Origin of the sequence: Microbulbifer elongatus (assembly GCF_021165935.1) — a bacterium.
In the GTDB taxonomy this organism is placed as follows: Bacteria; Pseudomonadota; Gammaproteobacteria; order Pseudomonadales; family Cellvibrionaceae; genus Microbulbifer; species Microbulbifer elongatus.
Window position 1 is genome coordinate 1,969,712 of record NZ_CP088953.1, and the last position, 12,303, is coordinate 1,982,014.

At 59.7% G+C, this 12,303-nt stretch carries 12 protein-coding genes; 6 read left to right on the forward strand and 6 right to left on the reverse strand.

Going from position 1 to position 12,303, the window contains the following annotated elements:
- Positions 1 to 27: 27 nt before the first annotated feature.
- The 3 genes from LRR79_RS08145 to LRR79_RS08155 all read left to right on the forward strand — a co-directional run bounded on the left by LRR79_RS08145 (position 28) and on the right by LRR79_RS08155 (position 1,977).
- Entirely contained in the window at positions 28 to 516 is a 489-nt protein-coding gene (locus LRR79_RS08145; RefSeq protein ID WP_231759858.1) for a zinc ribbon-containing protein, read from the forward strand.
- Positions 517 to 599: 83 nt separating this feature from the next.
- Positions 600 to 1,382 carry a YdcF family protein gene (locus LRR79_RS08150; RefSeq protein ID WP_231759859.1) on the forward strand — a complete coding sequence of 261 codons (783 nt, stop codon included), beginning with the start codon at positions 600 to 602 and terminating at the stop codon, positions 1,380 to 1,382.
- 193 nt (positions 1,383 to 1,575) lie between these two features.
- Entirely contained in the window at positions 1,576 to 1,977 is a 402-nt protein-coding gene (locus LRR79_RS08155; protein WP_231759860.1) for a hypothetical protein, read from the forward strand.
- Between the two features lie 6 nt (positions 1,978 to 1,983).
- Here LRR79_RS08155 and LRR79_RS08160 read toward each other — a convergent pair whose 3' ends face one another.
- The 6 genes from LRR79_RS08160 to miaB all read right to left on the reverse strand — a co-directional run bounded on the left by LRR79_RS08160 (position 1,984) and on the right by miaB (position 9,282).
- On the reverse strand, positions 1,984 to 2,904 hold the full coding sequence (locus LRR79_RS08160; RefSeq protein ID WP_231759861.1) for a TIGR01777 family oxidoreductase: 921 nt from the start codon (positions 2,902 to 2,904) through the stop codon (positions 1,984 to 1,986).
- 325 nt (positions 2,905 to 3,229) lie between these two features.
- Positions 3,230 to 4,825, reverse strand: a complete 1,596-nt coding sequence (gene lnt / locus LRR79_RS08165) for an apolipoprotein N-acyltransferase (protein WP_231759862.1) — start codon at positions 4,823 to 4,825, stop codon at positions 3,230 to 3,232.
- Entirely contained in the window at positions 4,825 to 5,721 is an 897-nt protein-coding gene (locus tag LRR79_RS08170) for an HlyC/CorC family transporter (protein WP_231759863.1), read from the reverse strand. Before LRR79_RS08170 ends, lnt begins: the two co-directional genes overlap by 1 nt.
- Positions 5,722 to 5,729: 8 nt before the next feature.
- A complete protein-coding gene (gene ybeY / locus LRR79_RS08175; protein WP_231760001.1) occupies positions 5,730 to 6,290 on the reverse strand; it encodes an rRNA maturation RNase YbeY in 561 nt (186 codons plus the stop codon).
- 10 nt (positions 6,291 to 6,300) lie between these two features.
- Positions 6,301 to 7,383 carry a PhoH family protein gene (locus LRR79_RS08180; RefSeq protein ID WP_231759864.1) on the reverse strand — a complete coding sequence of 361 codons (1,083 nt, stop codon included), beginning with the start codon at positions 7,381 to 7,383 and terminating at the stop codon, positions 6,301 to 6,303.
- 495 nt (positions 7,384 to 7,878) lie between these two features.
- Positions 7,879 to 9,282 carry a tRNA (N6-isopentenyl adenosine(37)-C2)-methylthiotransferase MiaB gene (gene miaB, locus LRR79_RS08185; protein ID WP_231759865.1) on the reverse strand — a complete coding sequence of 468 codons (1,404 nt, stop codon included), beginning with the start codon at positions 9,280 to 9,282 and terminating at the stop codon, positions 7,879 to 7,881.
- Positions 9,283 to 9,474: 192 nt separating this feature from the next.
- On the opposite strand from miaB, the gene LRR79_RS08190 reads away from it, so the two are divergent.
- From LRR79_RS08190 to LRR79_RS08200, 3 genes are all read left to right on the forward strand, one after another.
- Positions 9,475 to 9,807, forward strand: a complete 333-nt coding sequence (locus LRR79_RS08190; protein ID WP_231759866.1) for a DUF1820 family protein — start codon at positions 9,475 to 9,477, stop codon at positions 9,805 to 9,807.
- Between the two features lie 263 nt (positions 9,808 to 10,070).
- Positions 10,071 to 11,444 carry an ABC transporter permease gene (locus tag LRR79_RS08195; protein WP_231759867.1) on the forward strand — a complete coding sequence of 458 codons (1,374 nt, stop codon included), beginning with the start codon at positions 10,071 to 10,073 and terminating at the stop codon, positions 11,442 to 11,444.
- Complete coding sequence (locus LRR79_RS08200; RefSeq protein ID WP_231759868.1) at positions 11,441 to 12,271, forward strand: hypothetical protein; 831 nt, start codon at positions 11,441 to 11,443, stop codon at positions 12,269 to 12,271. Before LRR79_RS08195 ends, LRR79_RS08200 begins: the two co-directional genes overlap by 4 nt.
- Positions 12,272 to 12,303 lie beyond the last annotated feature (32 nt).

Below are 12,303 nucleotides of genomic sequence, written 5' to 3' on the forward strand. Positions count from 1 at the left end.
AAAACGGCGAATTATAGGAGGGATAGGGTGAGTAAGAAACCTAAAGAGGCCGGTAAGGTCACGAATCCCGATCTGCCCGAGGAAGATGGCAAACTCTCCACCGAGGCCAAGCGCGAGCTGGAGAAGCTGGTGGGCGAAGAACTGGACGTGGAACAGTTCACCGCGCGCAAGGCGGCCTTCCTCAATGCCTGGATCAAGGATGATGTTCACCGTGCAGAAGACTACCTGCAGGACCTGGGCGGCGAGCTGCTGACTCAGGAAGAGCGCGTCGGAGAGTGGCTACTGGACGCTGCCGACCCCACCAGGACCGTTTGGCCGGCAGTAATGGCCTGCATCAAGCGAGGGGATCCCTGGGCACTGGCGGGAGAGACCGTCGGTGAGGGCGAGGAATTGCAGTGTCTGGCCTGTGGCTACCGCGCCTTGCCGGACACCGGGGTGGAAGTGACACCCTGCCACCGCTGTGGTTATGGCTGCTTTCGGCAGATCGTCGCCAGTTCCGGCGACCAGCAGCCATAAAGGACAAAGCCCGGCGCGCGCCTCTGCGGCGAGGGGGCGCCCGGGGACCCACTTACCGAAACGGATCGCGGGCACACGCAATAATGGAACTGCAAACTGCACTTACAACGCTGGTCATGCCACCATTTGCACCTCTGGCCGGGATGTTGCTGGCACTCATTCTCTGGTTCTTCCCCTCTTCGTCCGCTCTCGCCAAGTTATCAGTGCCCCTGGCAATCCTGTGTTTTCTTACCTTGTGGATTTGCGCGACGCCGGCATTCTCCGGATGGCTGGGGGAACGCCTGGTGAAACAGATGCCTGCGGCCCCGGAGAAGGCGCCAGCGGCCGTGGTCATTCTCGGTGGCGGACGCTACCGGGACAGTGCAAGCGGGGTCGAGCGGTTATCGGCGGCGAGTCTCGAGCGGGTGGCCTGGGCAGTGGCGGAAGCGCCACCAAAGCTGCCGATTCTGGTAACCGGTGGCCGCGTATTCACCCATGAGAAACTGCCGGAGTCCGACCTGATGGCGGACGCGCTGGAGAAACTGTTCGGTCGCAGCGTAACCTGGCGTGAGAATTGCAGTCGCAACACGGCGGAGAATGCCTCCAATTCGGCGGCACTTCTGCATGATTCGGGAGTCGAAAATGTGCTGCTGGTTACCCACTGGTGGCACATGCCCCGGGCGGCGGAAACCTTCGCCCGCGCCGGCCTGCAGGTGCAACCACTGGCTGTGGGCGGCCCGGGAGAGCTGGTGCCCCGGGGCGAGAGTGGCTTGTTGCGTTGGTTGCCCAGTGCCGCGGCACTGATACGCAGTCAGGTGTACTGGCGTGAGTTGCTGGGCCTGCAGTGGTACCGGTGGCGGTCACTGCCAGCGCGCAGGCACTGTTGACTGGCGCGTGGTGCGTCGGGCTGACCGGAACGGAATCGTGAGTTCTGGGTAGTGGGTGAGGTTGCCGGTAGTTTCAGATAAAACTAATATGGCTGCCGTCGCCGCCGGGCTGCGGGTTTCCCGAGAGGAAGCCGGTCGGAGGCGTTTCAGGCTACCCAGCGAATAACAACAAAAAAGTTTGAGGTACGGATTGATGTCAGAGTTTCCTGCGTCATTTTCCCCAATTCAGTTGCACAACCGGCTGAACCGTCCTGTGTGGGTCGGTTTTAAAATTGCCCGGCGCGGCAGTCGTCAGCTGGTCATGTTGTCCGCAGGCGCCGACAGTGGTGCCAGGCTCAATAAGAATTTTGAAACGTTTGTCGGTCAGATTGTGCGCGAATTCAAGCTGGATCCGGAGCACACCGATTTTGTTGAACTGCGTCAGGAAAAGGCGGAAAGCGAGGGCGCGGCCGCTGGAGCCACGCACAGCTGGTTTCGCTGGCATGCGCAGTGGGTGGGGTCTGCGCCAATGGAGTGCAAGGCCGATCCAGTGACTTCCGAGTCTGCGCGCAGTTACCTCGACGAAGTACTGCTGCGAAGTGACGCAGCGGCGTAACGCCCTTCAGTGTCCGCGCGATGAAGCGTGGGCATTGCCATTACTGCCCGCGGGCGCCAGCAGGTCTTCCAGGGCTTTTTCCAGCGTGGGGTATTGAAAACTGTAGCCGCTGTCGAGCGCGGTACGCGGTTCCATGCGCTGGCTTGCCAGCAGCAACTCCTCCGCCATTTCCCCAAGCAGGATTTTCAACATCCACGCGGGCGTGCGTACCAGACACGGCCGGTGCAACTGTTTTGCCAGCAGGCGCGAGAAACTGTTGTTAGTGACCGGTTCCGGTGCACAGGCATTGAAGGGTACGCACAGATGGCGCTCGATGGCGTGTAGCATCAGGCCGACGATGTCCGCTTCGTGAATCCAGCTCATCCACTGCTCGCCACAGCTCATCGGGCCGCCGAGTCCGGCCTTGAACGCAGGTAGCATCTGTTTCAGCGCGCCCCCCCGGGTGGAGAGGACAATGGCGGTGCGCATGGTGCCCACACAGATACCGGCCTGTTGCAGGGGCAGGGTAGCGGCCTCCCAGTCGCGGCAGAGCTGTGCGGCAAAGCCTCCGCCCGGGCCGCTGCTCTCTTTCAGGAGATCGCCGCCGCGGTCGCCGTAATAGCCGACCGCGGAGCCGGACAAAACATACCGGGGGTGTTGTGGTTGCGACAGAACCCAGCGCACCAGATCGGCGGTGGTGTCGAGGCGCGAACGGCGGATCTCCTGTTTGCGGGACTCGGTCCAGCGTTTTGAGATGGTTTCGCCGGCGAGGTTCACCACCACATCGACGGGGCCTTCGACTTCGCTGAGATCGCTCACGCCGCGGGCGGACTCGCCGCATATACGGTGAACTTTTTCTGGGCTGCGGCTCAGTACCGTCAGTTGGTGTCCCCGCTCCAGCCATTTCCCGCTGAATTGGCGACCGATCAATCCGGTGCCGCCGGTCATCAAGCAATGCATATATCTGGCATCCGTGCCGCACTTTGTCTGCCGGCGCCGGTGGGTGATAGCGGCGCCTGGAAAAGATCTGTGCAGTAAAAAAAGTGCAAATTTATCTCGTTCCCGCTGCGGCCTGTGACACTTCCTGTGCCGTGGCATTCGGGGGCGCTGGCAGCCGCCAGGCCTGCGGGCGTGTTACCCGGTGAATATCTCACGATAATAGCAGTCGCAAGTCGCTTGCGGTGGATTCTCGGGGAATATCCGTTAGAGAGGTGAAACCCGGCGGCAAATGAGGGCAATTGCCGCCGGGGTGCGAGGGCGGGCCGGCGTGGAGTCAGTCGGACGCCCGCGGAAGCGCGCCGGTCCCTTCACTGGCGGAGCCCTCGGTGGCGGTGTCGGGGCGGCGTTGCAGCAGTACCGCCGCCAGTAGCATCAGTAATGACAGTGCCAGCAGACCCCATACGCCCATGAGCATAAATGGCGTGAGGCCGCTGCGCCCCTGTACTTCGCCAATCAGGGTGGTCTGTTCAAATTGCGGCAATTGCTCGGTGATACTGCCGTCGGGCGCGACGATGGCGGTAACGCCGGTGTTGGTGCCGCGCACCAGGTAGCGTCGGGTTTCCAGCGCGCGCATCTGCGCCATCTGCATGTGTTGCAGTGGGCCGATGGATCTTCCGAACCAGGCATCGTTACTCAGGGTGAGCAACACCTGGGCCTCGCCACTACTCTGGGAAACCAGCTGAGGGTAAACGATTTCGTAGCAGATCAGTGGTGCCCAGCGGAGCCCGCCGGCATTCAGTGGCGCCTGGCCTTCTGGGCCCGGGCGGATAAACGACGTCGGCAGATTGAAAAATTCGATGGTGCCGCGAATCCAGTCTTCCAGCGGAACATACTCGCCAAAGGGTACAAGGTGGCGCTTGTGGTAGAGCTGCTGCTCACTGCCGAAAACCGCGGCCGAATTATGGATCACCCGGCGGTAGTCCTGCTCGGTGTCGTACAGAATCCCCGTAATCAGGTCCGTCTCCGCGTCCCTTGCGTTGTTTTGCAAGGCCTCCATCAGGTTGGGGGCATGATGGTAGAGCAGGGGCAGGGCGGCCTCCGGCCAGATGACAAGATCGACGCCCCGCTGGTGCAGCTGCTCGGTGGCCGACTGGTAGCGACGGATGGTTTCCCCGCGAAATTCGGGCAACCATTTTTTGTCCTGGGGGATATTGGCCTGCACCAAACCTACGGTGCGCACGGTCGCTTCGGTCTGCGTCCATTCGAGCGACTTCAGCAGAAGTCCGGCGGGCCAGATCAGAAGCGCAGCGATTGCCAGTAATAATGCGCTGCGGAAACTTTTCCGGGTAAATGCCCTGCGCAGGAACAGTGCGGCCACCGCACCGGTAAATGCCAGCAGCAGACCGATCCCGTAAACACTCAGAATCGGCGCCCAGCCGGCCAGCCAGGTATGGATATGCCCATAACCGGCAAACAGCCAGGGGAAGCCGGTAAACATCCAGGTGCGGCACCACTCGCTGATAAACCATAGCGCGGCAAACGCGAGTGCGAAGGACACCGGATGCGCGCGGAACCGCGCCAGCAGAATAAACGGCAAGGCGAACAGCAGCGCCATGATGCCCACAAAGGCACCGGTGAGTATGGCCCCGAGTAGCGGGGACGAATTACCGAAATCGGTGATGGAGACATAGACCCAGGAACCGCCGGTGGCGAACAGGCCAAAGCCATAACACAGCGCCAGCCAGAAGGTCTGTTTCCCCTGCAGCGCGCGGGCACTCTGTCCCGGTGCCAGCAGCCAGGCGAACAGCCCGATCGAAAGCAGGCCGCACCACCAGAGGTTGTAGGGGGCAAAGGAAAGGGTCAGCAGGCCGCCCGCAATCAGGGCGGCTACCGAGGGCAGAACCCTCGAGAAGAGCAGAGAGTCACGCATCAGCCATCTTCTTCAGCGGGCCTGTCGAACCGACTTACACGCAGCAGATGGATCTGCCGGTTGTCGGCGTAAAGGACGCGGAACTGGAATTCCCCGAGCTTGGTCATCTCATCGCGCCCTGGCAAGTGGCCGAAGGACTGCATGATCAGACCGCCGATGGTATCGAACTCGTCATCGCTGAACTCACACTCGAAGTATTCGTTGAAGTCCTCGATGGGGGTGAGCGCTTTCACCACAAAGTCGTTGTCGCTCACTTTGCGGATAAAACTGTCCGCTTCTTCCTCGTCGGTCTCGTCTTCAATTTCGCCGACGATTTCCTCAAGGATATCTTCAATGGTCACCACGCCCGAGACACCACCATACTCGTCGATTACGACAGCCATGTGATAGCGGTTTTCACGGAACTCCCGTAGCAGGATATTCAGGCGCTTGCTCTCGGGAATGATATTGGCGGGGCGGATATGGTCTTCCAGGCGGAAGTCGTCCACGCCTTTCAGCACCAGCGGCAGCAGGTCTTTGGCCAGCAGGATACCGCGAATATCGTCGATGCTCTCGCCCACGACCGGGAAGCGGGAGTGGCCGGATTCGATGATCTTGGGGAGGAAGTCTTTGGGGCAGTCCTCAATGCTGACCACCACCATCTGCGAGCGCGGAATCATGATTTCCCGCACCTGTTGGCTGGATACATCCAGCGCGCCCTCGATGATGGACAGGGCTTCCGCATCCACCACCTTGTTTTCGGCGGCGTCTTTGATGATGTCCAGCAGCTCATCGCGGGATTTGGGTTCTTGTGAGAAGGCACCCAGTATTTTCTCCAACCAGTTTTTCTCCCCCGATCGGGGGCGGTTGGAAGAGGAGCTACTTGGGGGTTCGTCGGTGGTCATGGAAGTGGCCATACTCCGCGTTACTCGTCGGTTCCGTTGGTCGTTTTCTCGGCCCGCGCATCGTGCGCCGGCGCGTCAGCTGATTCTTCTGCGGGCAAATAAGGGTCTTTGATTCCCAAGCTGCCCAGTATCCGGGTCTCCAGATTTTCCATGATCTCGGCCTCATCGTCCTCGATATGGTCGTAACCCAGAAGATGCAGTGTGCCATGGACCACCATGTGTGCCCAGTGTGCGGACAGGGCTTTGTGCTGCTGTTCCGCTTCCCGCGCCACGACAGGCGCGCAGATGACCAGGTCGCCGAGCAGGGGCAACCCCAGCTCCGGCGGGATATCCGCTGGGAAGGAAAGCACATTGGTGGGTTTGTCTTTGCCGCGATACTGGTGGTTCAGGGCCTGACTCTCGTCTTCGTCGACGATGCGCAGGGCAATCTCGGCGTGCGCCCGGTGCTCGCCCACAGCGACTGATGCCCACAGGGCAAGATCGGTATCCGCGGGGAGCTGGGAGCAGGAGGTGGCCCGCTGCACATCCAGAAGGACGTCAGCGGGCGAGCGCGACTGGCTCTCGGACAGGTTGGCGTTCATGGGCGCGGCCTCAGGCCGCATCTTCTCCACTGCCGCTGGCGGCTTGCAGGGCCGCAGCCTTGCGCGCAGCGCGCTCCGCTTCCTGCTGGGCTTCCACTTCCGCTTCGTGCTCGCCGTAAGCCTCCACAATCCGCTGTACCAGCGGGTGGCGAACTACGTCTTTGGCGCCAAAGTGAGTAAAGCTGATCCCGTTGACGTTGCTCAGCACCTCGATCGCGTGTTTCAGGCCGGAGGCCTGGCCGCGGGGGAGGTCGATCTGGCTGGGGTCACCGGTAATCACCGCGGTAGAGCCGAAGCCGATCCGGGTCAGGAACATCTTCATCTGCTCGCGGGTGGTGTTCTGGCTCTCGTCGAGAATCACAAACGCGTTGTTCAGGGTACGGCCGCGCATATAGGCCAGCGGGGCCACCTCGATCACGTTGCGTTCGATCAGCTTGCCCACGGTCTCGAAGCCGAGCATTTCATACAGGGCGTCGTACAGGGGACGCAGGTAGGGGTCGACCTTCTGGCTCAGGTCACCGGGCAGGAAGCCAAGCTTCTCACCGGCTTCCACCGCCGGGCGTACCAGCAGAATACGCTCCACAGAATCCTTGAGCAGGGCTTCTACGGCGCAGGCCACGGCCAGATAGGTTTTACCAGTACCGGCGGGGCCTATGCCGAAGTTGATATCGTTGGTCTGCACCGCGCGTACGTATTTGCGCTGGTTGATCCCTCGCGGGCGCACGGAACATTTCTTGGTGCGGATCAGTACTACCTGATCGCCTTCCCCTTCTTCGATTTGCTGCTTTCCGCTGACCAGCTCTTCCACTCCGGACTCCTGCAGGGCAAGGTGAATCTGCTCCGGAGTCACTTCGTCGTTGGCTCCGGATTCCTGATACAGGTTGTTCAATATCTCGCCGGCGGCGCGGGCGGACTTGGCATCGCCGTAGAAGGCAAACTGATTGCCGCGATTGCGGATTTCGATATCCAGTCGCTGTTCTATCTGGCGCAGGTGTTGATCAAATTGGCCACAGAGGTTGGCCAGGCGGCGGGCGTCGTTTGGCTCAAGAGTGATACTGTGAGCGAGGGCTTGTGTTTCCAAATTGGGTTCCATGCACCTTTGTCTGATGGTTCAGTCTGTAGGTTATACCCATTTCACCGGTATGGGAAAGGCTGGTTTGTGACGAATGGGTTCTAACCGGTCTAGCGGCTTATAACAGGGGAGTATGACGGTTTTAGGTCGCTTCTGGAATTCGGTGCTTCGTAGGTGGTGGTGTGGCGGCCCCGCTACCGATAGCCCTTTGTGAGACACACCGTGAACCCTTCCCTGGGGGCTCTTCCGCGAGGTCCCTCTCGCGGAAGGTCTCACAAAGGGCTATCGGTATCGGCGCCTTAGCCCCGAGTTCCCGGTATTTTCGCCCCTGAACAGGTCGAAAATCACAGTTGTCAAAAGCTAAGGCGCTGATGTCGGGATTCGTTTCCGGGACCGTACGCGGCCATGGATGGCCGTGTCCGAGCGCACATGGATGTGCTTGTAGCGTGTCCCGGAAACGAATCCCGACAGCAGGGCCGCCTCGGGGCCTACTATTCGGTTGCCCCGAAGGTTAAATCAGCTCAGCGGCCCATCCAGCTCAGAAGCCACCAAAGTCCCACGCAGGGAGTTCGGCAGTGCTTCTTCAATCAGCACATCGGCAAACTTACCGATCAGCTCCAGCTGGTCACAGCGGAAATTGACCACTCGGTTATTTTCGGTGCGACCCTGCAGCTGGCCCGGGTCTTTCTTGGAGACGCCGCTGACCAGGACCCGTTCCACGTTCCCCACCATCCGGCGCGCGATTTCCGCGGCCTGCTGGTTGATGCGGTGTTGCAGCAGTTGCAGGCGGTGTTTTTTCACCTCTTCCGGGGTGTCGTCCGGCAGGTCCGCCGCCGGGGTGCCGGGGCGGGCGGAGTAGATGAAGCTGAAGGAAATATCGAAACCCACATCCTGGATCAGCTTCATGGTGGCCTCGAAGTCGCGCTCGGTTTCACCGGGAAAACCGATAATGAAGTCGGAAGACAGGCAGATATCCGGGCGGATCGCCTTCAGGCGGCGGATCTTGGACTTGTATTCAAGTGCAGTGTGGCCGCGCTTCATCGCCATCAGGATGCGGTCGGAGCCGCTCTGTACCGGCAGGTGCAGGTGGTTTACCAGCTCCGGCACTTCCGCGTACACATCGATCAGCGCATCGGAAAACTCCACGGGGTGCGAGGTGGTGTAGCGGATGCGGTCGATACCTTCAATGGCCGCAACATAGGTGATCAGCTCGGCGAAATCCACCATCTGGCCGTCTTCGCCGGGCGCGCGGTAGGCGTTTACGTTCTGGCCCAGCAGGTTGACCTCACGGACTCCCTGGTCCGCCAGGTGTGCCACCTCTTCCAGAACGTCCGCCACCGGGCGGCTGACTTCTTCACCGCGGGTGTAGGGCACTACGCAGAAGGTGCAGTATTTGGAGCAGCCTTCCATGATGGAGACAAACGCGCTCACGCCGTCCGCTTCCGGCTGCGGCAGGCGATCGAATTTTTCGATCTCCGGGAAGGAGACGTCCACCACGATCGCGCCGCTCTGCTGCTTTTTGGTTTCCATCATTTCCGGCAGGCGGTGCAGGGTCTGCGGGCCGAACACCAGATCCACATAGGGGGCGCGTTTGGCGATGGCCTCACCCTCCTGGCTCGCCACACAGCCGCCAACCCCGATGACCAGATCTGGGTTCTTTTCCTTCAAGTGCTTCCAGCGGCCCAGTTGGTGGAACAATTTTTCCTGCGCTTTCTCGCGGATAGAACAGGTGTTCACCAGCAGCACGTCCGCGTCTTCCGGATCGTCGGTCGGGACCATCTGATGGGATTCGCCCAGCAGATCCCGCATGCGCGCAGAGTCGTACTCGTTCATCTGGCAGCCGTGGGTCTTGATAAAGAGCTTCTTCACCGGCTTTTCGGTCGGTTCGGAGGGCTTCTCGGTGGACAACTCAATAGACATGGTGGGCCTGGTTAAAAACTGGTCAATTCAAAAAGGTGGGGCATTATACCGGCCGCGTTTGGGGCTGCATAGACGGGGCGCTTTGAGAGTGCTAACCTTCCGCGCTTTTTCGGGCCCAGCCCGCCTGTACACTAGAATATCCGGGGCTCTCGTAACTTTCTGCAAGTCTCCGCCCCCCTCATTGAGCGATCTATGGCAAACCCAATCTACAAAGTCATTTTCCACAACCAGAATCAGGTGTTCGAGCTCTACGCCCGTGCCATCTATCAGAGTGAGATGTACGGCTTTATCGAGGTGGAAGAGTTCGTATTTGGGGAGAAGTCCCAGCTGGTGGTGGATCCCAGCGAAGAAAAGCTGAAGACCGAGTTCTCCTCGGTGAAGCGTTCCTATATCCCCATGCACAGCATTGTGCGTATCGACGAGGTGGAGAAAGAGGGCGTCGGTAAGGTACATGAAGTGAAGGGGGACAAGGTGGCGCAGTTTCCGTTTCCGACCCCCATGCGCCATCCGACGGATTCCGACTGACGAGATGTCGGATGCGGTTGCAAAAACGGGCCACTGGCCCGTTTTTTTATGCCTGGAATTTGGGGCGGGTGTGTGGTGGGGAGGGGGCAATATCCGCCGGTGGGTAGAGGCGGGCGACACAGCCGTTAAATTCTGGCGCGCCAATTTCTATGTGAGCGCCATTTGTCGCATCGGGGGTGCCGTCGAAACACTGCCAGCTATGCTGAATAAGGGACCCATTTCTCCCCAAACCTAAAATGTAGTGGAAGTTTTTAGGTGACAGCATGACCTCGATTCCGGCCACCAAAGCCGCCATCTCTGCCCTTAAAATCGAACAGCGTGTCGAGCGCGATGTGAAAGCGGGCATTCCCGAACTCGATCGCCGCAACCATACCGAGAGCGAAGAGAGTATGCGCTCATATGTGGTGCGGGAAATAATCGGCCGGGTGCATGAGAACCGGCAGCGGGAACTGGACAAGGAACTGGCGGACCGCAGTGCGGTGGATATTCGCCAGCTCCATCAGGAAATGAAAAATACCGAATCCCTGGTGGAGAAGAGCACGGCTGGCCGCCTGGCAAACCTGGTCAGCGGTCTCAAGCAGCGGGCTCAGGAGTACGCCGCTCTGCGCATGGATCTGGAAATGTTCCGCCAGCGCAATGGGCTTACCCGCGAAGCGATTTATCGTGAGTCGAAATTGCTGCACTACGCCCTGATCTTTTTTATCGTGATCATGGAAACGGTGCTGAATGCGTTCTTCCTGTCGAAGGGCAGCGACCTTGGACTGGTGGGTGGCTTTTTTCAGGCGTTTATCATTTCCATGATTAACCTCGGCTTCGCCGTGTTTCTGGCGTTTTCCCTGCGCCACTGTTTTCATCAGAACCCGCTGAGAAAAATCGGCGCCGGCACCCTGTTCCTTGGGGTGCTGGTTACCGCCATCGTCTTTGTGCTCGGTGTCGGCCATTATCGCGAGGCACTGGAAGCCAACCCATTTACGGCTTCACAGGTGGCGATGACGACCTTGCAGGCGCAACCACTGGGGATTCAGGATTTTAATTCGTGGATTATGGTGGTGGTCAGCGGCATCGCACTGGTTCTGCTGGCGGCCAAGTTTTTTGTGGTGGATGACCGCTACCCCGGTTACACCGCCATAACCCGTCGGGTCAAACAGCAGCAGCGGATGTGGCGGGAAGCCCATGAAGATGCGATCGAAAGTGTAAACGAGATGGCGGAGGATATTCAGGAATCCATTTCCGAGACGGAAAAAACCATTCGCGCCCAGTTTATCCAGTTCAAGGCGAGTATTGAGCGCAGTGAGGAAATCCATCGTCATTACCACGAAGACATCATCAAAGCGCAAGGGTTGCTGGATGAGCTGGTGCGTTACTATCAATCCTACTCCGCGCGCATGATGAATCGGCGCTCCGCCTATTTCGGCGAACTGTTGCGGTTTGAGCTGGATAAACTGCCGCAGTTGAACACCACCGGGCTGGCCCAGCACAAGCGGGACCTCGCGACCTTTGAGGAAGTGATGGATGCGCTCGATCAGAGCTACCGTGAAGCGCTGGGGGTCGTCAACCGTCGCTGTGAGTCGATACAGGCTTCGCTGGCCGCCCTTGTGGATACGCTGGAGCTGGACCACGGTCTGCGGAGAGCATGATGGGAGGGATGTATCGTCGCCGCTCCCGTCGCAGTCGCGGCCGCAGTCGTATTTGGAGCCAATTGTCCGCCGAAGACAGAAAAGGCACATGGATTTTTGCCCTGGGGGCCCTGATCCTGGCGGCATTGCTTGTGTTTGCCCTGCAGGTCGTACGCTCCCCTGCGCGGGATTTCGACAAGGTCACGCTGTGTAACCCGCACCTGCCGCGGTTCGCTCAGCACCTGGTCGTGATTGACGCTTCGGATACGCTTTCGGCCCACCAGACCCACTTTCTCAAAACCCACCTCTCGGGTCTGCTCGAGTCGGCAGCGGTCAACGATCGTTTTTCCATTTTCGTGCTGGACGATCACTACAACGGACTTTCCGAACCGGTCATTAACCTGTGCAAACCGCACTCCGGGGAAGATGTCAGTGCCCTCACCGCCAACCAGCAGTTTGTACAGGCGTTGTACAAGCAGCGCTTTGAGCAGCCTCTGGATCACGCCATCAGCCGCGCGGTTTCCGGGGGCGAGCAGCCGGTATCGCCCATTTACGAGGCGCTGTCGGATGTGGTGGCACTCAACCACCTGGATCCGGCCGCCGAGAATGTGCACCTCACGATTGTCAGTGACATGATTCAGAACTCCCGCGCCGGTTCCGTATTCAAGCGTGGTTCCGCGGCCATTGACCAACTGCCCTTGATCGATTTGCGCCGCGCACGGACGCGGGTTTACTGGCTGGATCGCGAGAAGTACCAGCGCTACCAGACCGCGGAACTGGAGGCCAGCTGGCAGGATTACCTGGGCAGTGTTTCGCGGCTGGAAACCATTCAGCGGGTGCGCAACTGAGGTCGCTGACCACACCGTTATTCCCCGGTACA

Excerpts from the sequence above, each read along its gene's own strand:
- LRR79_RS08170 (WP_231759863.1), bottom strand. The coding sequence starts at position 5,721 with ATGGCCACTTCCATGACCACCGACGAACCCCCAAGTAGCTCCTCTTCC.
- LRR79_RS08150 (WP_231759859.1), top strand. The coding sequence starts at position 600 with ATGGAACTGCAAACTGCACTTACAACGCTGGTCATGCCACCATTTGCA.
- LRR79_RS08195 (WP_231759867.1), top strand. The coding sequence starts at position 10,071 with ATGACCTCGATTCCGGCCACCAAAGCCGCCATCTCTGCCCTTAAAATC.
- LRR79_RS08155 (WP_231759860.1), top strand. The coding sequence starts at position 1,576 with ATGTCAGAGTTTCCTGCGTCATTTTCCCCAATTCAGTTGCACAACCGG.
- LRR79_RS08200 (WP_231759868.1), top strand. The coding sequence starts at position 11,441 with ATGATGGGAGGGATGTATCGTCGCCGCTCCCGTCGCAGTCGCGGCCGC.
- miaB (WP_231759865.1), bottom strand. The coding sequence starts at position 9,282 with ATGTCTATTGAGTTGTCCACCGAGAAGCCCTCCGAACCGACCGAAAAG.
- lnt (WP_231759862.1), bottom strand. The coding sequence starts at position 4,825 with ATGCGTGACTCTCTGCTCTTCTCGAGGGTTCTGCCCTCGGTAGCCGCC.
- ybeY (WP_231760001.1), bottom strand. The coding sequence starts at position 6,290 with ATGAACGCCAACCTGTCCGAGAGCCAGTCGCGCTCGCCCGCTGACGTC.
- LRR79_RS08190 (WP_231759866.1), top strand. The coding sequence starts at position 9,475 with ATGGCAAACCCAATCTACAAAGTCATTTTCCACAACCAGAATCAGGTG.
- LRR79_RS08180 (WP_231759864.1), bottom strand. The coding sequence starts at position 7,383 with ATGGAACCCAATTTGGAAACACAAGCCCTCGCTCACAGTATCACTCTT.
- LRR79_RS08160 (WP_231759861.1), bottom strand. The coding sequence starts at position 2,904 with ATGACCGGCGGCACCGGATTGATCGGTCGCCAATTCAGCGGGAAATGG.